We start from the raw sequence: 18,131 nt of genomic DNA on the forward strand, positions 1-18,131 counted from the left end.
AGCCATTACGACTCCGCTGTATTTAAATCTTCGTCAACCGGGTGCTTGCGGAAATAATACAGCAGCACGTAGACGACAGCTGCGCCTAACACGGCATAAACAAATGTGAAAAATAAGAACAGCACCCCGATCGAACCAGTCGTTGTTACGACATCTGACGTTTTCAACAGATGATAGATGACCCAAGGCTGCCTCCCCGTACATGCGAAAATCCAGCCGAATTCAATGCCGATGAGACTAAAAGGGCCTGCTGTCATGAAAATGACCAAAAGCCACGTTGGGAAACGGTCTTTCTTAAGCACCTTTCTCCAGACCACACCGATAATGGAATAAAGAATAAGCAGCATGCCTACACCGACCATCGCATTAAACAGCGTGTGAATGAAAAGCGGCGGCCATTCATCTCTCGGAAATGCATTTAATCCCTTTACAACAGTGTCAAAACGGTTCGCTGCCAAAAAGCTTAAAGCCCATGGAATCTCGATTGCCCATTTTACTTTTTCTTCATTCGGGTCGGTAAAACCGCCGATAGCGAGCGGGGCGTGGGATCTTGTTTCAAACAGGCCTTCCGCACCGGCTAATTTTTCGGGCTGGTATTCGTACAGCATCTGTGCAGATTCGTGTCCGTTCAAAGCGGTCAGCAATGAAAAAATACCGCCGATCGTCAGTGCGAGCAAAAGGGCTTTCCGGTGAAAGCGATAGACCTTTTCCTTTTTTCTCGTCCGGATCATTTTATATGCTGCCACAGAAGCCACGATAAACGCACCGGTCATAAACGCGGACAGCACGACATGGCCTGCTGTGATAAAAAAGCTAGGATTAAAAAACGCAGCCCACGGGTCAACATCTGTAATTTTTCCGTTTAAAATTTTAAAACCGGCGGGCGTACCTTCAAAAGCGTGAACATTCGTGATCAGAACAGCGGATGCTGCTGCCCCGACTAACACAAAGAAAACAGCAACAATCCTCATTGCAGGTGATAAGCGGTCTGCTGCGTATACATAAATCGACATGAAAAGGGCTTCGACAAAAAAAGCATAGATTTCAATTTGAAACGGCAGGGACATGACCCGGCCGATGACTTCCATAAATCCCGGCCATAAAAGCGCGAGCTGAGTGCCCGCGATCGTTCCGGTCGGTATGGCGACCCCCAGCAAAACGGCTTGTGCTTTCGTCCATCTTTTCGCCATGATCGCATAATGGTCATCTTTCGTTTTTTGATAGATCAATTCCGCCACTAAAATCATGAGCGGGAGACCGACTCCAAGCGTTGCGAAAATGATATGAAAGCCCATTGTCGTGCCAAAGAGGCTTCTGGCCAAAACTAAATCATCCACAATCGTAAACCACCTTTCTAAAAAGACGTTCTGTATGTATTTTGGGTTTATTATCTGCTTCCTCGGTTAGATTATTCTTCCTATTCTTAAATGCCATGAGGTTTACGATGTGAAAACAGAGGGAAGGATATAAGAAGATTGACAAAACGTTTGTAAGGTTATAAAATAAAACGTAATTATTACGATTTATTGAAAGGAGATTCACATGAAAGAAGGAATTCATCCGAAGAACCACAAAGTGATATTTCAGGATGTCAACAGCGGCTACCGTTTTCTCAGCACCTCTACGAAAACATCTAATGAAACAGCAAAGTGGGAAGACGGAAACACATATCCTGTCATTAAAGTAGAGGTAAGCTCTGACACGCATCCGTTTTATACAGGCCGCCAGAAATTCAATGAAAAAGGCGGACGAGTTGAGCAGTTCAAAAAACGCTATAACATGGGGAAATAAGGCAGACCAGAGGGTTTGTCTTTTTTTATTATGACGAATAAACAAGGGTTGTGATATATTGAAGAGTAAAAAGAATAGAAAGGGACAACGAACATGAGTCTTCTAAATGATATTCTCGAATTTAACAAGACATTTACTGAACAAAGAGAGTATGAAAAGTATCAAACATCAAAATTTCCAGATAAAAAAATGGCGATTCTTTCTTGCATGGACACTCGTCTGGTTGAACTGCTGCCGCATGCGATGAATTTGCGAAACGGTGATGTGAAAATCATTAAAAGTGCCGGTGCGCTTGTGACACACCCATTCGGAAGCATCATGAGAAGTTTACTCGTCGCAGTGTACGAGCTGAATGCAGATGAGGTGTGTGTGATCGGGCATCACGATTGCGGCATGAGCAAAATCAGCAGCAAAAGCATGCTTGAAAAAATCAAAGCAAGAGGGATTCCGGAAGAACGCATCGAAACAATAAAGTACTCCGGTGTAGACTTTGATCAATGGTTTAAAAGCTTTGATTCAGTGGAAGCGAGTGTGAAAGACAGCGTAGACGTTATTAAACATCACCCGCTGTTCCCTGAAAACGTTCCGGTCCATGGCTTAGTCATTGATCCTAAAACCGGAAAACTGGATCTTATCGTAAACGGTTATAACAATTAATGTTTTTGTTTCTTTTCAGGAACGGGATCGACTCCTCCCGGATGGAACGGGTGGCATTTCAAAATCCGTTTGATTGTCAGCCATCCGCCTTTTAAAGCGCCATGTGTTTTAATCGCTTCGATTCCATATTGGGAACAGGTCGGATAAAAGCGGCACGTTGGCGGTGTCAGGGGCGAGATGAATTTTTGATATCCTCTGATCAGAGCGATGAATAGGGTTTTCATGTTTCTTCAGCAACCTTTCTGATGCAAGTATAAGAAAAAAAACACAGATTGAAAAGTTAATCAATAATTCTTATCGGAAAAGTATGTTATAATGAAATTACATTTTTAAAAAAGGGGAGAGTGCCATTATGCCTTCAGTAGAAAGTTTTGAGCTTGATCATAATGCGGTTGTTGCTCCATATGTAAGACATTGCGGCGTGCATAAAGTGGGAACAGACGGCGTTGTAAATAAATTTGACATTCGTTTTTGCCAGCCAAATAAACAGGCGATGAAGCCTGACACCATTCACACACTCGAGCATTTGCTCGCGTTTACGATTCGTTCTCACGCTGAGAAATACGATCATTTTGATATCATTGATATTTCTCCAATGGGCTGCCAGACAGGCTATTATCTAGTTGTGAGCGGAGAGCCGACATCAGCGGAAATCGTTGATCTGCTTGAAGACACAATGAAGGAAGCGGTAGAGATTACAGAAATACCAGCTGCGAATGAAAAGCAGTGCGGCCAAGCGAAGCTTCATGATCTGGAAGGCGCTAAACGTTTAATGCGTTTCTGGCTTTCACAGGATAAAGAAGAATTGCTAAAAGTATTTGGCTAAAATAGAAAGGACCTTTTTGCGCTTAAGCAAAAAGGTCTTTTTTGTGACGTCTCATATTTTGTGTACCATTTGCTGTAAGCGTTTGCTACTATTTAGGTAAACGATGAAAGGGTGATGGCATGAAAAAGATGTTGGTTGTTCTGCTTTTTTCTGCTTTTTTGCTTAACGGATGTGGATCTGGTGAAAGTAAAGCAAATACAGATGAGACGCCCGAGGTTTTGGATGTCAAGCTGACCGGGCCTGAAAAAGTAAATCCCGGAGAAAGCGCTGCTTATGAAGCAGCCGTAACATATGGTGATGAAGCTGTGACGGATGCCGATGAAGTAGAGTTTGAAGTATGGAAAGAAGGGGAAAAAGACGCAAGCCAAATGTTTAAGGCGAAACAAGAAAAAGGCGTATACCGATTGGAAACGACGTTTAAGGAAGATGGTGTATACACTGTCCAATCCCATGTCACAGCAAAAAAACAGCATAGCATGCCGACCTTAAAAGTCCAAGTCGGAGACGCCGATGCTGCCAGCAATCAGTCAGAAGAGGAGCATTCACATCATCATTGATTGTGTGAATCAGAGTGATTTTCTTGTGGCGGATCAATGGTATGCTTTACATTATAGGCTTTTACAGTCGTCCAAATGGTTACAAGCAAAACAGCCAGCACAATCAAAATACTTATCGTAATGAGAAGCGTCATGACATTCCACCTCCCGTTTTTTAACAATTGTAGCATAATAGTAGAAATCGTGACAGATAAGGGTAAAAAAGAGGTTTTAGCGTACGATATTAAGGGTATACATAGTCATATAACAAGGAGGAGATACCATGTCAGAACAATTGATTCAAGCAGTGAACAAACAAGTAGCCAACTGGACGGTCATGTATGTGAAACTACATAATTATCACTGGTATGTGAAAGGAAAAGATTTCTTCACGCTTCATGAAAAGTTTGAGGAGCTGTACAACGAAACGGCAACTTATATTGATGACTTAGCAGAACGTCTTTTGGCGCTGAACGGAAAACCGATTGCAACAATGAAGGAATCCTTAGAAACGGCTTCTGTCAAAGAAGCGGCTGGAAATGAAACAGCTGAACAAATGGTTCAAAGCGTATATGATGATTTCACAGTCATCGCGGAAGAGCTGAAAAACGGCATGGATTTAGCTGATGAAGTCGGTGACGAAACAACAGGGGACATGCTTCTTGCGATCCATCAAAATATTGAAAAACATAACTGGATGCTAAAAGCTTACCTAGGTTAAGTCCAAAAATAGAACGGCCGGATGTCTTAAAAAAGACGTCCGGCTTTTCTTTTTGTATCTGAAAAATAGGCGACAACCAGTCCATTTTTCTGAAAAATCCAATCCGTTCGGCTTGTTTTCCATAGAATATCGTAAGGCCGTTTCTGTGAAAGGATGTTGGGATAAATGGATAGAGACTTTGGCATCTTTTCGTTTTTAGCAGTCAGCGTTTCAGCAGCGGGTTTTTTCTTTGGAGGTTTTCAGTATTCATTTCTGATTTTGCTCTCTCTGATGGCAATTGAATTTATCAGTACGACTTTGAAGGAAACCATTATTCATAAACTGTCATTTATAAAGGTATTTGCCCGGCTTGTCAAAAAATTAGTCACGCTGGCTCTGATCTCTGTATGCCACTTTTTTGATCAGCTGCTGAATACAGAGGGATCAATTCGTGACTTGGCTATTATGTTTTATATTCTTTATGAATCTGTGCAAATTGTTGTGACAGCCAGCTCTCTTGGCATACCGGTTCCTCAGATGCTTGTCGATCTTTTAGAAACGTTAAAAAATAAATTTAAGCGCAAACCGTAACTTTTCCCTGTTCGCGGGTCATAATAAAGCCCAGAGCGTCGGTCGCACTTTCTTCCGGCAAAAGCTATCGCAAAAAACTGTACGAGCTAGTCTGCATGCAGAACCTGACGGCGTGCTGGGTTTCCCTTATTTTTTGATAAAAGGCTTCCGAAGAAACGTAACTGTGGTATGATGTATGGAAGATAGCTAGGAACGGATTTGAGGGATAAACATGTACGAGTTTAAAGATTATTATCAGAATACTGTTCAGCTTTCCTTTGACGATCAGCCTTTCTCGGACAGCCCGAAGCATGTCTGGGTGATTTGCCGTTTTGGCGGCAAATGGCTTTTAACAGAACATGAGGACAGAGGCTATGAGTTTCCAGGCGGGAAAGTAGAGCCGATGGAGTGCGCAGAAGAGGCTGCGCTCCGGGAAGTAAAGGAAGAGACGGGCGCGAGAGTCAAAAGCCTCAAGTATCTCGGACAGTATAAAGTTCTCGGAAAAGAAAAAGTGATTGTAAAAAATATATATTTTGCAGATATAGAAAAGCTCGAAAAGCAAGCTGATTACTTTGAAACGAAAGGCCCGGTTTTGTTTCACGAGCTTCCGGAGAACCTTTCCCGCAATAAAAAATTCAGCTTTATTATGAAGGATTCCGTACTTCCGATCAGTTTGAAAAAACTGAAAGAATCTGGATGGATTGAATAAAAAACCCGGCACATATGCCGGGTTTTTTATGTCCTCCCCTTCGTCCATTTCTTTTCCAGCAGCTCGACGCCCTGATACATCAGAGTGGCGAAGATGGCGATGATCAGCAGGCTTAAGAAGACGAGTGTAAAATTGAAGACTTGGAATCCGTAAATAATCATATATCCTAATCCGACCTTCGAAACGAGGAATTCCCCTACAATGACGCCAACCCATGATAAGCCGACGTTCACTTTTAGTGTTGAAATAATCGCGGGGGAGGATGCAGGCAGTATGACTTCTTTAAAAATAACCCACTTTTTTGCGCCGAATGTTTGCATGACTTTCGTATAGTTTTCGTCGACCTCCTGGAAGGCGGTGTAGACAACGATGGTTGTGATAATGACGCTGATGATGGCTCCCATCGCAATGATGCTGATAAAACTGGGGCCGAGCGCGACAATCAGGATTGGGCCCAGGGCCACTTTCGGCATTGCATTCAAAATCACAAGATACGGATCTAAAATTCTGGCAAGTCGGTTAGACCACCATAACAAAGCGGCGAGACACGTGCCCATAAACGTCCCAAGCAAAAAGCCAAGCACCGTTTCAAATAAAGTGACGCCGATGTGTGACAGTAAAGAACCGTCACCAAGTTTCTCCAGCAATAATCGCCACACAGCTGATGGAGAGCTGAAGATCAGCGGATCGATCCAGCCCTGCCTGCTGGAGATTTCCCAGCCCGAGAAAAAGAGAATAAATATGGCAAGCTGAAAGGAATGGACCTTCCACTTTTCCTTTTTCTGTTTGAATTGATACTGCTCGTGAAGCAGATCAATGGTTTCTTTGCTGTTTCTCAAGAGAATTCAGCTCCTTCCATATCGTTTGAAACAGTGTCTGGAAGGAAGGTTCCTGACGGGCGTCAAAAGGCAACATCGCGGCCAATTCCTTAGGAATGGTAAAAATCTGATGGATGGTGCCCGGCTGATTTGAAAATAAAAAGATCGTATCGCTCATCGCTATCGCTTCCCCTATATCATGAGTGACAAGCACTGCTGTTTTTTGATATTCCTTTAATGTGCGGAATACCAGGTTTTCCAAAGACAGCTTTGTCTGAAAATCAAGCGCGGAAAATGGCTCATCCAGCAAAAGCAGACTAGGGTTAGGCGCAAGTGTTCTTGCAAGCGCAGCCCGCTGGCGCATCCCGCCTGACAGCTCTTTCGGATATTTTTTCTCCACATCTATGAGGCCGAACTCCGGCAATAGACCGAGTGCAGCGGCTTTGCTTTCTTCTGTCAGCGTGTCGGCGATTTTTAGACCGAGAAGCACATTTTCCTCGATAGATTTCCAGGGAAATAAGTAATCCTGCTGAAGCATATAGCCAATATTATGTTCTTTTTGATTCGGCTCACGGCCTTCAATCAGAACTCTGCCTTCCGATGGCTCAATCAAACCGGCAATAATGGAAAGCAGTGTTGTTTTTCCGCAGCCGCTTGGACCGAGAAATGAGATGAAATCACCTTTTTCGGCATCGAAATGAATATCCCGCACAGCCGTTGTTTTTTCTTTAATAGAAAAATAAGTATGGGTTACATGGTCGACATGTAAGAAAGACATAGATGGCGCCTCCTATTTCTCCGAGGTGACTTTTTCAGCAATTTCTTTATTTACAAGCTGATTGTATGGAATGTGCTTCGGCAGTTCTCCCGATTGATCCATAATGGTTTGGAGAAGCTCCCATTCTTTTTCGTTAAGCAGAGGGTCTGGCGAATATGAATGCTGTTTTTTATAGCGTTCAATGGATGTTTCGATTACGTCTGGGTCGGTATCATCAAATTCATCTTTAATGGCATCTGTGATGTCCTTCGCAGAATGGTTTTCAACCCACTGCTGCGCCTTATAAATGGCCTTTGTAAACTTGACGGCTGTGTCTTCATTTTTCTTCAAATAGCTTTGTTTCGCCATAAAAGTCGTATAAGGAACCTCTCCTGATTCTTCTCCGAATGAAGCCACGATATGGCCGATGCCTTTTTTCTCAAAGAGAGAAGCCTGCGGTTCAAAGAGCTGTACATACTCACCGGTTCCAGAAGCAAACGCATTGGCAATATTGGCGAAGTCTATGTTCTGGATGAGGTCTATATCCTTATGCGGGTCAATCTTATGTTTGTTCAGTACATACTCGCCGACCATTTGCGGCATGCCGCCTTTTCGCTGACCGAGAAACGTTTTTCCTTTCAGCTGATCCCAGTCGAAGTGTTCAACATCTTCTCTCGCGACAAGAAACGTTCCGTCTGTCTGAGTCAGCTGGGCGAAATTAATGACGGGATCTTTAGCCCCTTGCGCTTCGACATAAATAGATGTTTCTGACCCGACAAGCGCGATGTCGGAGCCGTTGGAAAGAAGCGATGTCATCGTTTTGTCTCCGCCCCAGGTCGTATTCACATCGACATCAAGCCCTTCTTCTTTAAAAAAACCTTTAGACTCAGCAACATATAAAGGTGCGTAAAAAATTGAATGGGTCACTTCAGCTACTTTGACTTTGGTGAGCGTTTCTTCCTGCTTGCAAGCCGCCAGGGCGATCATCAGAAAGATACTGCCGACACAGGCGAAGCCCAGCCTTAACCATCTGTTCACATAGACAACCTCCTTATTTCGCATCAAGTTAATATCCTTTTTTGCTTTACATATCGTATGATGGGTATAAAAATGTGTGAATGCCTAATCAGGTTCTCCGGATGTAATTTTGGAGTAAGGAAAGCATATAGAAAAAAAGGAGGCGGCTGTTTTGATTGTAGAGAAAAGAAGATTTCCGTCGCCAAGCCAGCATGTGCGTTTGTATACGATCTGCTATCTGTCAAATGGATTACGGGTTAAGGGGCTTCTGGCTGAGCCGGCGGAACCGGGACAATATGACGGATTTTTATATTTGCGCGGCGGGATTAAAAGCGTGGGCATGGTTCGGCCGGGCCGGATTATCCAGTTTGCATCCCAAGGGTTTGTGGTGTTTGCTCCTTTTTACAGAGGAAATCAAGGAGGAGAAGGCAATGAGGATTTTGCAGGAGAAGACAGGGAGGATGCATTTTCTGCTTTTCGCCTGCTTCAGCAGCACCCAAATGTCAAGAAGGACAGAATTCATATCTTCGGTTTTTCCCGCGGCGGAATTATGGGAATGCTCACTGCGATCGAAATGGGCGGGCAGGCAGCTTCATTTGTTTCCTGGGGAGGCGTCAGTGATATGATTCTTACATACGAGGAGCGGCAGGATTTGCGGCGGATGATGAAAAGAGTCATCGGCGGAACACCGAAAAAGGTGCCTGAGGAATATCAATGGAGGACACCGTTTGACCAAGTAAACAAAATTCAGGCTCCCGTGCTGTTAATCCATGGAGAAAAAGACCAAAATGTTTCGATTCAGCATTCCTATTTATTAGAAGAGAAGCTAAAACAACTGCATAAGCCGGTGGAGACGTGGTACTACAGTACATTCACACATTATTTCCCGCCAAAAGAAAACCGGCGTATCGTGCGGCAGCTCACACAATGGATGAAAAACCGCTGACAGTGAAATATGTTATGATAAAGAAAAAAGAGAACGAAAGGGGATTTCACTTTGGGAATGCCTGTTGAATTTAATACACTGATTGTGACAAAAGGAAAAGAAGTTCGCATAGATGAGAATATATTCACGTTAGAGAAGGACGGATACCGAGTATATCCGATGGAGATTCCAATGGATGTACGCAAAACAAAGTTTGGCGAAAAGTCAGGCACCGCTGAAGTGCAGAAGCTTCAATGGGAAGAAGGCCGTACCATCATTACATACAAGCTGACTTCTTTGCATTCCGTCAATTAAAACAAGCCAAGAGCATAATTGCTCTTGGCTTTTGTTTTTTATACGAGAGGGCCGCCTGCCTGGGCGATGGCATCGGTATGTGTGAACTTTTTAAAGTTCTCTTTGAATTCATTTGCAAGGTAGACTGCTTTTTCTTTGTATTCTTCCTTGTTGGTCCACGTGTTTTCAGGCTGAAGGATATGATCAGGAACGCCAGGAACATGTGCCGGAATGTGCAGGCCGAAAATATCGTCAGTTATCATTTCAGCATCCTCTAATTTACCTTCAATCGCTGCTTTGACCATTGCTCTAGTGTAAGAAAGCTTCATTCGTTCGCCTGTGCCGTAACCGCCCCCGGTCCAGCCGGTATTGACTAAGAAAACGTCTGCGCCGTGTTCATCGATCTTTTTGCCGAGCATTTCAGCATAGACGTGAGCAGGAAGCGGCAGGAACGGTGAGCCGAAGCATGTAGAGAACGTCGTTTCAGGAGACGTTACACCACGTTCGGTTCCGGCAAGCTTACTCGTGTAACCGCTCAAGAAATGGTACATGGCCTGCTCCTTCGTCAGTTTGCTGATCGGAGGCAGGACTCCGAAGGCATCAGCCGTCAAAAATACAATTGCTGACGGATGGCCGGCCATGCTTGGAGTCACGATGTTATCAATCATATGAATCGGGTAAGCTGCCCGCGTGTTTTCAGTATAGAAGGAATCATCATAATTGGCTTCGCGTGTATCTTCATCAACAACGACATTTTCGAGAACAGACCCGAAGCGGATCGCGTTAAAGATTTGCGGCTCCTTTTCCTCGCTTAAATGAATGCACTTAGCGTAGCACCCGCCTTCAATATTAAAGACGCCTGTATCAGACCAGCCATGTTCATCGTCACCGATCAGCTTGCGGTCAGCATCTGCCGACAGGGTGGTCTTGCCTGTTCCTGACAGTCCGAAGAAAAGGGCGACATCGCCTTTTTCACCGACATTGGCGGAGCAGTGCATAGATAAAATATCTCTTTCAGGCAGCAGGAAATTCATAATGGAGAAAATGGACTTCTTCATTTCACCGGCATACTCAGTTCCGCCGATTAAGATCGTCCGCTTTTCAAAAGAGACAATAATAAACGTTTCGGAATGAGTGCCGTCTGTTTTTGGATCCGCTTTGAAATGCGGAGCAGAAAGAATGGTGAACGGCTGCTCAACTGTTTTCTTATCATTTCCTTCCGGACGGATAAACAGCTGCCGCGCAAATAAATTGTGCCATGCGAACTCATTTACGACAGTGATCGGCAGCCTGTATTTCTCGTCTGCTCCGGCAAATCCTTCGAAAACAAACAGTTCATCTCGCTCCTTTAAATAGCTGACAACTTTCGTATACAGCCGCTCAAACGCTTCTTCTGAAATCGGCTGATTCACCGGGCCCCAATCGATCTTATTTTTCGTGCTTTCTTCCTCCACGATGAATTTATCTTTAGGTGAGCGTCCTGTGTAAGCGCCTGTTGTCGCGCGAACAGCACCTGTGGATGTTAAAATGCCTTCGTTTCGGGAGAGGACTTTTTCTGTTAGCTGTGCTGCTGATAAATTATGACGCACATTTGGACATGTTAATAAGGCTTGTAAATCAGCGGTCAAATCAACTGAGTTCATATGAAACCTTCCTTTATCGTTTTTTGTGTTTTGCTAATTGTGAATTAGTATAACATATATTTTCAAATAGTCTATACTATTTATTATTTTTTGTGTGTGCATTTCCATTGTTTTCCCTCAATATAGGTGCCTATTTCTTCTGAATCATATTGACATTGCAAACCCTTTTACGATAAGATATTTCATTGAGCGGATACTCTTATCCCGAGCTGGCGGAGGGACAGGCCCTATGAAGCCCAGCAACCGGTTTCTCTGTTATTTATTATGTTCAACTGAGTGAGACAACCAAGGTGCTAACCTGTTGCAAGGTTGTATGATTCCTTGAGCGATAAGAGTGAAAGGCACAAAGACCAAACCCTTTCCTCGATGGAAAAGGTTTTTTTATTTCATAAATATGCCAATTAACATTCTCTAATATAACTGTACATTGTATAAGAGGGAGCGAGTTCCGTATCATATATACAAGGTCTTTCGGGAGGCCTTGTGCAGGAGGAAGCAAATCATGAGTAAAAATCGTCGTTTATTTACATCAGAATCTGTTACGGAGGGGCATCCGGATAAAATCTGTGACCAGATTTCTGACAGCATTTTAGATGAAATTTTAAAGAAAGACCCTAACGCGCGTGTTGCTTGTGAAACATCTGTGACAACAGGTTTGGTTCTTGTAAGCGGAGAGATCACAACTTCTACGTATGTTGACATTCCGAAAACGGTTCGCCAAACCATTAAAGAAATCGGATACACACGTGCAAAATACGGATTTGATGCGGAAACTTGTGCGGTTTTAACATCAATTGATGAGCAGTCTGCTGATATCGCGATGGGCGTCGACCAAGCGCTTGAAGCCCGTGAAGGCACAATGAGCGACGAAGAAATTGAAGCGATTGGTGCGGGTGACCAAGGATTAATGTTCGGTTATGCGTGCAACGAAACGAAAGAGCTTATGCCTCTTCCAATTTCACTTGCCCATAAATTAGCCCGCCGCCTAAGTGAAGTCCGTAAAGAAGATATTCTTCCGTACCTTCGCCCTGACGGCAAAACACAGGTAACGGTTGAGTACGATGAAAATAACAAACCAGTCCGCATTGACGCGATTGTGATTTCAACTCAGCATCACCCTGAAATTACACTTGAGCAAATTCAGCGCAACATTAAAGAACATGTAATCAATCCGGTTGTTCCTGAAGAGCTGATTGATGAAGAAACAAAATATTTCATCAACCCTACAGGACGTTTCGTAATCGGAGGCCCTCAAGGGGATGCGGGACTTACAGGACGCAAAATCATCGTTGATACGTACGGCGGCTATGCACGCCACGGCGGAGGCGCGTTCTCAGGTAAGGACGCGACGAAGGTAGACCGTTCTGCAGCTTATGCGGCAAGATACGTTGCGAAAAACATCGTTGCGGCTGAGCTTGCTGATTCTTGCGAAGTACAGCTTGCTTACGCGATCGGTGTTGCACAGCCTGTGTCAATCTCAATCAACACATTCGGTTCCGGAAAAGCTTCTGAGGAAAAATTGATTGAAGTTGTTCGCAATAACTTTGATTTACGACCTGCCGGCATTATCAAAATGCTTGATTTGCGCCGTCCGATCTACAAACAAACTGCTGCGTACGGCCACTTTGGACGTCACGATGTTGACCTTCCTTGGGAGCGCACAGACAAAGCGGAGCAGCTGCGTAAAGAAGCGTTAGGAGAATAATTTTATAGCCGCTTACTGGTTAAGCGGCTTTCCCTTTTTTATCGTTGTATTCATGTTTATTTTTTTACATAACTGTGAAACCAAATACTATTCACAGCGTCTATAAATAGGGGTTCAATGATGACAATTTTAATTATGGAGGCAATACTATGTGTGGATTTGTCGGGGTTTTTAACAAGCATCCGTTAGCTCAAACCGCTGATCAAGAAGAACTAATCAAACAAATGAACCAAATGATCGTTCACCGCGGTCCTGACAGTGATGGATATTTCCATGATGAGCACGTCGGCTTCGGATTCAGACGGCTCAGCATTATTGATGTAGAAAATGGCGGACAGCCTTTATCATATGAAGATGAAACATATTGGATTATCTTTAACGGAGAAATCTATAACTATATTGAACTGAGAGAAGAACTTGAAGCAAAGGGGTACACATTCAACACGGATTCGGACACAGAGGTTCTTCTTGCGACTTACCGTCACTATAAAGAAGAAGCGGCGTCCAAACTGCGCGGTATGTTTGCCTTTCTGATTTGGAATAAAAACGATCATGTGCTTTATGGGGCAAGAGATCCATTCGGCATTAAACCGTTGTACTACACAACGATCAATGATCAGGTTTATTTTGCCTCAGAGAGAAAAAGTTTAATGGTTGCTCAGAATGATATTGAAATAGATAAAGAGGCATTGCAGCAGTACATGTCTTTCCAATTTGTTCCTGAACCAAGCACGCTTGATGCCCATGTGAAAAAAGTAGAGCCGGGTTCACAGTTCACAATCCGCCCGGACGGCGATATCACATTCAAAACGTATTTCAAAGCGAACTTCAAGCCGGTTCAGACTGAAGAAGACAAGCTTGTGAAAGAAGTCCGAGACGCGATCTATGACTCTGTAAACGTTCATATGAGAAGTGACGTTCCTGTCGGTTCATTCCTGTCTGGCGGGATTGATTCTTCCTTTATTGTGTCTGTTGCGAAAGAATTTCATCCAAGCTTAAAAACATTCTCTGTCGGCTTTGAACAGCAGGGCTTCAGTGAGGTTGATGTAGCGAAAGAAACGGCAGCGGCGCTGGGCATTGAAAATATCAGCAAAGTCATTTCGCCTGATGAATACATGAATGAGCTTCCGAAGATCGTTTGGCATTTTGATGACCCGCTTGCTGATCCGGCAGCGATTCCGTTGTACTTTGTTGCAAAAGAAGCGAAAAAACATGTTACGGTTGCTTTATCAGGTGAAGGAGCGGATGAGCTCTTCGGCGGATATAACATTTACCGTGAGCCGCTTTCGCTTAAACCGTTTGAACGGATTCCGTCCGGCCTGAAAAAGATGCTTCTGCACGTTGCTGCCGTTATGCCTGAAGGTATGAGAGGAAAGAGCCTGCTTGAGCGCGGTTGCACTCCGCTTCAAGATCGTTATATCGGTAACGCGAAAATCTTTGAAGAGTCTGTCAAAAAGCAGCTGTTGAAGCATTATAATCCGAACCTTTCATATCGTGATGTGACGAAGACTTACTTTACAGAAAGCAGCTCGTACAGCGATATCAACAAAATGCAGTATGTCGATATCCACACTTGGATGCGCGGCGACATTTTGTTAAAGGCGGATAAAATGACGATGGCGAATTCTTTGGAACTGCGTGTGCCGTTCTTGGATAAAGTCGTATTCGACGTCGCTTCAAAAATTCCTGATGAGCTGAAAACGAAGAACGGCACGACGAAGTATCTTCTTCGCAAAGCCGCTGAAGGAATTGTGCCTGAGCACGTATTAAACCGCAAAAAGCTTGGTTTCCCTGTACCGATCCGTCATTGGCTGAAAAACGAAATGAACGAATGGGTGCGGAATATTATTCAGGAAAGCCAAACGGATGCTTATATCCATAAGGATTATGTCCTTCAGCTTCTTGAAGACCATTGTGCGGACAAGGCTGATAACAGCCGTAAAATCTGGACTGTACTGATCTTTATGATCTGGCACAGCATCAATATTGAAAAACGGTATATGCCTGAAGAGCTGAGCCATCAGCCTAAAGAAGTCATCTTTGTGTAACAGACAACAAGGCTTTCGAGTAGTCGAAAGCCTTGTTGTTATCCTTTTATTTCTCCATCATCATTGGTTTACCCAATTCGTACGGAATATTCAGAAAAATGATTTAATGATATTTTTTTCTAGGGGAGAAGAAAGCATGCAAAAACAAAAACAAGAGCTGCACCGCGGACTCGAAGAAAGGCATATTTCTTTAATGTCTTTAGGAGCTGCTATAGGAGTAGGGTTGTTCCTCGGCTCCGCATCAGCTATTCAATTAGCAGGGCCTGGTATTTTGGTAGCGTATGCCGCAAGCGGCCTGGTCATGTTTTTTATTATGAGAGCGCTTGGGGAAATGGCCATTCAAAAACCGGTCGCAGGCTCCTTCAGCAGGTATGCGCGTGATTATTTGGGACCGCTTGCAGGCTATTTAACAGGGTGGAACTACTGGTTTTTATGGGTTGTCACCTGTATGGCTGAAATTACTGCTGTCGGCATCTATATGGGGTTCTGGTTTCCGGACGTGCCAAACTGGATTTGGGCATTATCGGCGCTGGTCATTATGACGGGTGTTAATTTCCTGGCTGTCAAAGCTTACGGCGAGCTGGAATTTTGGTTCGCATTGATTAAAATTGTTGCGATCTTATCCATGATTGCTGTCGGTTTATTGATGATTATTGCAGGAGTCGGCAATGGGGGCATTGCCACTGGAATCAGCAATTTGTGGAACAACGGAGGATTTTTCCCTCATGGATTAAAAGGGGTTCTATTGTCTCTTCAAATGGTCATGTTCGCCTATTTAGGGATTGAAATGATCGGGGTGACGGCTGGCGAAGTGAAAAACCCGCAAAAATCGTTAGCCAAAGCAATCGATACAGTATTTTGGCGGATTTTGATTTTTTATGTAGGCGCTTTATTTGTCATTATGTCTATTTACCCGTGGCAGGAAATTGGCTCTCAAGGAAGTCCATTTGTTCTCACATTTCAAAAAGTGGGCATTCCATCGGCAGCAGGTATCATTAACTTTGTCGTGTTGACTGCCGCGCTGTCTTCATGCAACAGCGGTATTTTCAGCACAGGACGGATGCTGTTTAACTTGGCGGAACAGAAAGAGGCGCCACAAGCATATGGTCAGCTGACGAAAGGCGGCATCCCGGGTAAAGCTGTTCTGGCTTCAGCGGGGGCTTTATTAGTTGGAGTGCTGTTAAACTATGTTGTCCCTGCGAAGGTATTTACTTGGGTTACAAGTATTGCGACGTTCGGAGCGATTTGGACGTGGGCAATCATTTTGCTTTCTCAAATAAAATACAGGAAAAGTTTGAAGCCGGAAGAAAAGAAACAATTAAAGTACAAAATGCCTTTATTTCCGTTTACATCTTATGTGTCATTGGCATTTCTAGCATTCGTCGTCATTCTTATGGCTTACAGCCCTGATACAAGAGTAGCCGTGATTATCGGGCCGATATGGTTTCTCATCTTGCTGGCTGTGTACTATGGAAAAGGGTTTCACAAAAAAAATGCAGCAGCTGCCAGCGAACGAAATATCAGCTGACAAAAAGAGCTCCCAGTGGGCTCTTTTTGTGTGTGCTCATAGAAAATAGAGAACAGGAAAGAATAGGTATGTGTGTTTGCAGAGGCTGTTTATAGTTTTGTGATAAGATAAAAGTCATACGTTTCATGCTATATGTGAACGTTTTATGGAAAAATCGAAACCCGAACTGTTATGACGTCCGGGTTAACGATGGTTATTGCTTTCAAATATAATTTGAAAAATGGTAAAGTAAGACGAAGCAGGTCTTATGTTTGTTGAAGAAATTTATAATATTGGCCCTTTTCTACATATTCTGACCGTATTCTTTGCATATCTTTTCGGTCTTCTTCCGTCAAAGGGCGGATAACTTTTGCAGGGCGGCCAAAGGCGAGATGGCCAGGCGGAATGATTTTTCCGGGCGGGACAAGACTGCCGGCACCAATAAAAGCGCCTTCGCCAATTTCGGCTCCGTCTAAAATGATTGAGCCCATGCCGATTAAGGCGTTCTTGCGGATAACAGCGCTATGAAGTGTAACCTGATGGCCTATCGTGGCGTCATCTTCAATGAGTAGCGTCTTGTTCGGGCTTTGATGGAGGCAGCTTAAATCTTGGATATTGACTCTGTTTCCGATTCTGGTCGGCGCCACATCTCCCCTTATGACAACAGAAAACCAAATGCTGGACTGTTCTCCGATAACGACATCACCGGTAATTGTTGCATTATCAGCTATAAAGGCTGTTGGGTGAATATCTGGCTTGTGTTCCTTATAAGGGTAGATCATAAGTTTCATCCTTCTTTCTCTATTTAAATTTCGTATGAGGTGAAGAGCATGTGGACCTGGAAAGCAGACAGACCTGTTGCAGTGATTGTCATCATTCACGGGGCAAGTGAATATCACGGACGATATAAATGGCTGATTGAAATGTGGCGGTCTTCGGGTTATCACGTAGTCATGGGCGATTTGCCTGGACAGGGAACAACGACAAGAGCGAGAGGGCATATTCGCTCGTTTCAAGAATACATTGATGAAGTAGATGCTTGGATAGATAAAGCGCGAACCTTTGATCTGCCGGTTTTTCTTCTAGGTCACAGCATGGGCGGTCTGGTCGCGATTGAATGGGTTAAACAGCAAAGAAATCCCCGGATTACGGGAATTATTTTATCATCACCGTGTCTCGGACTGCAAATTAAAGTCAATAAAGCGCTTGATCTTGCATCAAAAGGCCTGAATGTCATCGCTCCGTCACTTAAGGTTGATTCGGGATTATCAATTGATATGGCGACGCGCAATGAGGACGTCATCGAGGCTGACCAAAATGATTCGTTATACGTCAGGAAAGTTTCTGTCAGATGGTACAGAGAGCTTTTAAAGACAATTGACTCGGCAATGGTGCCGACAGAGGCATTTTTGAAAGTTCCGCTTCTTGTGATGCAAGCCGGTGATGACAAGCTTGTTGACAAAACGATGGTCATCAAGTGGTTTAATGGTGTTGCTTCTCATAATAAAGCATACAGAGAGTGGGAAGGGCTTTACCATGAGATCTTCAATGAACCCGAGAGAGAAGATGTCTTTAAAGCAGCAAGAGCGTTTACTGATCAATATATTTGAACTAGTAGGGGGTGCATG

At 43.8% G+C, this 18,131-nt stretch carries 21 protein-coding genes and 1 riboswitch; of the genes, 13 read left to right on the plus strand and 8 right to left on the minus strand.

Features of this window, described 5'->3' with window-relative positions:
* Positions 1 to 5 precede the first annotated feature (5 nt).
* Positions 6 to 1,337 (minus strand): cytochrome ubiquinol oxidase subunit I, encoded by a 1,332-nt coding sequence (locus tag ACQVGT_RS05630; RefSeq protein WP_003229073.1) that lies wholly within the window; start codon positions 1,335 to 1,337, stop codon positions 6 to 8.
* A 205-nt stretch (positions 1,338 to 1,542) separates the two neighbouring features.
* Between ACQVGT_RS05630 and ACQVGT_RS05635 the strand changes: the two genes are divergently transcribed.
* Both ACQVGT_RS05635 and ACQVGT_RS05640 read left to right on the plus strand, forming a co-directional pair.
* Positions 1,543 to 1,791, plus strand: coding sequence for a type B 50S ribosomal protein L31 (locus tag ACQVGT_RS05635; protein WP_015384443.1), 249 nt, complete (start codon positions 1,543 to 1,545; stop codon positions 1,789 to 1,791).
* Between the two features lie 93 nt (positions 1,792 to 1,884).
* The gene (locus tag ACQVGT_RS05640; protein WP_014477744.1) at positions 1,885 to 2,448 is read left to right on the plus strand and encodes a beta-class carbonic anhydrase; all 564 of its coding nucleotides are present in this window, start codon (positions 1,885 to 1,887) and stop codon (positions 2,446 to 2,448) included.
* Here the strand turns inward: ACQVGT_RS05640 and yidD are convergent.
* Positions 2,445 to 2,672 (minus strand): membrane protein insertion efficiency factor YidD, encoded by a 228-nt coding sequence (gene yidD / locus ACQVGT_RS05645; RefSeq protein WP_003229076.1) that lies wholly within the window; start codon positions 2,670 to 2,672, stop codon positions 2,445 to 2,447. The genes ACQVGT_RS05640 and yidD overlap by 4 nt on opposite strands.
* Before the next feature lie 128 nt (positions 2,673 to 2,800).
* Here yidD and ACQVGT_RS05650 point away from each other — a divergent pair, with 128 nt between their 5' ends.
* Together ACQVGT_RS05650 and ACQVGT_RS05655 are read left to right on the plus strand one after the other, a co-directional pair.
* Positions 2,801 to 3,274: an S-ribosylhomocysteine lyase gene (locus tag ACQVGT_RS05650; RefSeq protein WP_003219361.1), complete on the plus strand. Its 474-nt coding sequence runs from the start codon at positions 2,801 to 2,803 to the stop codon at positions 3,272 to 3,274.
* Positions 3,275 to 3,393: 119 nt separating this feature from the next.
* Positions 3,394 to 3,831 carry a FixH family protein gene (locus ACQVGT_RS05655; RefSeq protein ID WP_015384442.1) on the plus strand — a complete coding sequence of 146 codons (438 nt, stop codon included), beginning with the start codon at positions 3,394 to 3,396 and terminating at the stop codon, positions 3,829 to 3,831.
* On the opposite strand, the gene ytzI is transcribed toward ACQVGT_RS05655, so the two are convergent.
* On the minus strand, positions 3,825 to 3,965 hold the full coding sequence (gene ytzI / locus ACQVGT_RS05660; protein ID WP_003229081.1) for a YtzI protein: 141 nt from the start codon (positions 3,963 to 3,965) through the stop codon (positions 3,825 to 3,827). The genes ACQVGT_RS05655 and ytzI overlap by 7 nt on opposite strands.
* Positions 3,966 to 4,093: 128 nt before the next feature.
* Between ytzI and ACQVGT_RS05665 the strand changes: the two genes are divergently transcribed.
* The 3 genes from ACQVGT_RS05665 to ytkD all read left to right on the plus strand — a co-directional run bounded on the left by ACQVGT_RS05665 (position 4,094) and on the right by ytkD (position 5,789).
* Positions 4,094 to 4,531, plus strand: coding sequence for a Dps family protein (locus ACQVGT_RS05665; RefSeq protein ID WP_003229083.1), 438 nt, complete (start codon positions 4,094 to 4,096; stop codon positions 4,529 to 4,531).
* Positions 4,532 to 4,696: 165 nt separating this feature from the next.
* Positions 4,697 to 5,101 carry a phage holin family protein gene (locus ACQVGT_RS05670; protein WP_014477741.1) on the plus strand — a complete coding sequence of 135 codons (405 nt, stop codon included), beginning with the start codon at positions 4,697 to 4,699 and terminating at the stop codon, positions 5,099 to 5,101.
* A 211-nt stretch (positions 5,102 to 5,312) separates the two neighbouring features.
* Positions 5,313 to 5,789: an RNA deprotection pyrophosphohydrolase gene (gene ytkD / locus ACQVGT_RS05675; protein WP_003229087.1), complete on the plus strand. Its 477-nt coding sequence runs from the start codon at positions 5,313 to 5,315 to the stop codon at positions 5,787 to 5,789.
* A 26-nt stretch (positions 5,790 to 5,815) separates the two neighbouring features.
* On the opposite strand, the gene ACQVGT_RS05680 is transcribed toward ytkD, so the two are convergent.
* From ACQVGT_RS05680 to ACQVGT_RS05690, 3 genes are read right to left on the minus strand one after another with little or no spacing between them, the layout of a single operon-like run.
* Positions 5,816 to 6,628 (minus strand): ABC transporter permease, encoded by an 813-nt coding sequence (locus ACQVGT_RS05680; RefSeq protein WP_015384439.1) that lies wholly within the window; start codon positions 6,626 to 6,628, stop codon positions 5,816 to 5,818.
* Positions 6,603 to 7,385: an ABC transporter ATP-binding protein gene (locus tag ACQVGT_RS05685; RefSeq protein WP_003229092.1), complete on the minus strand. Its 783-nt coding sequence runs from the start codon at positions 7,383 to 7,385 to the stop codon at positions 6,603 to 6,605. Before ACQVGT_RS05685 ends, ACQVGT_RS05680 begins: the two co-directional genes overlap by 26 nt.
* Before the next feature lie 12 nt (positions 7,386 to 7,397).
* On the minus strand, positions 7,398 to 8,402 hold the full coding sequence (locus ACQVGT_RS05690; protein WP_015483593.1) for an ABC transporter substrate-binding protein: 1,005 nt from the start codon (positions 8,400 to 8,402) through the stop codon (positions 7,398 to 7,400).
* A gap of 151 nt (positions 8,403 to 8,553) precedes the next feature.
* On the opposite strand from ACQVGT_RS05690, the gene ACQVGT_RS05695 reads away from it, so the two are divergent.
* Both ACQVGT_RS05695 and ACQVGT_RS05700 read left to right on the plus strand, forming a co-directional pair.
* The gene (locus ACQVGT_RS05695; RefSeq protein ID WP_003246204.1) at positions 8,554 to 9,327 is read left to right on the plus strand and encodes an alpha/beta hydrolase family protein; all 774 of its coding nucleotides are present in this window, start codon (positions 8,554 to 8,556) and stop codon (positions 9,325 to 9,327) included.
* 51 nt (positions 9,328 to 9,378) lie between these two features.
* The gene (locus ACQVGT_RS05700; RefSeq protein ID WP_004398611.1) at positions 9,379 to 9,621 is read left to right on the plus strand and encodes a DUF2584 domain-containing protein; all 243 of its coding nucleotides are present in this window, start codon (positions 9,379 to 9,381) and stop codon (positions 9,619 to 9,621) included.
* Positions 9,622 to 9,659: 38 nt separating this feature from the next.
* Here the strand turns inward: ACQVGT_RS05700 and pckA are convergent, their stop codons facing one another.
* Complete coding sequence (pckA, locus tag ACQVGT_RS05705; protein WP_015384436.1) at positions 9,660 to 11,243, minus strand: phosphoenolpyruvate carboxykinase (ATP); 1,584 nt, start codon at positions 11,241 to 11,243, stop codon at positions 9,660 to 9,662.
* Between the two features lie 196 nt (positions 11,244 to 11,439).
* A riboswitch (SAM riboswitch) is annotated at positions 11,440 to 11,578 on the plus strand.
* Positions 11,579 to 11,745: 167 nt separating this feature from the next.
* Here pckA and metK point away from each other — a divergent pair.
* The 3 genes from metK to alaP all read left to right on the plus strand — a co-directional run bounded on the left by metK (position 11,746) and on the right by alaP (position 16,524).
* Entirely contained in the window at positions 11,746 to 12,948 is a 1,203-nt protein-coding gene (gene metK, locus ACQVGT_RS05710; protein ID WP_003229102.1) for a methionine adenosyltransferase, read from the plus strand.
* A 149-nt stretch (positions 12,949 to 13,097) separates the two neighbouring features.
* On the plus strand, positions 13,098 to 14,996 hold the full coding sequence (gene asnB, locus ACQVGT_RS05715; RefSeq protein ID WP_046340259.1) for an asparagine synthase (glutamine-hydrolyzing): 1,899 nt from the start codon (positions 13,098 to 13,100) through the stop codon (positions 14,994 to 14,996).
* Between the two features lie 136 nt (positions 14,997 to 15,132).
* Entirely contained in the window at positions 15,133 to 16,524 is a 1,392-nt protein-coding gene (gene alaP / locus ACQVGT_RS05720) for an alanine permease AlaP (protein WP_003229105.1), read from the plus strand.
* A gap of 245 nt (positions 16,525 to 16,769) precedes the next feature.
* On the opposite strand, the gene ACQVGT_RS05725 is transcribed toward alaP, so the two are convergent.
* Positions 16,770 to 17,285 carry a gamma carbonic anhydrase gene (locus ACQVGT_RS05725; RefSeq protein ID WP_004399093.1) on the minus strand — a complete coding sequence of 172 codons (516 nt, stop codon included), beginning with the start codon at positions 17,283 to 17,285 and terminating at the stop codon, positions 16,770 to 16,772.
* Between the two features lie 48 nt (positions 17,286 to 17,333).
* Between ACQVGT_RS05725 and ytpA the strand changes: the two genes are divergently transcribed.
* Complete coding sequence (gene ytpA / locus ACQVGT_RS05730; protein ID WP_014477734.1) at positions 17,334 to 18,113, plus strand: phospholipase YtpA; 780 nt, start codon at positions 17,334 to 17,336, stop codon at positions 18,111 to 18,113.
* Positions 18,114 to 18,131 lie beyond the last annotated feature (18 nt).

It is taken from the genome of Bacillus sp. SCT118 (genome assembly GCF_058566435.1).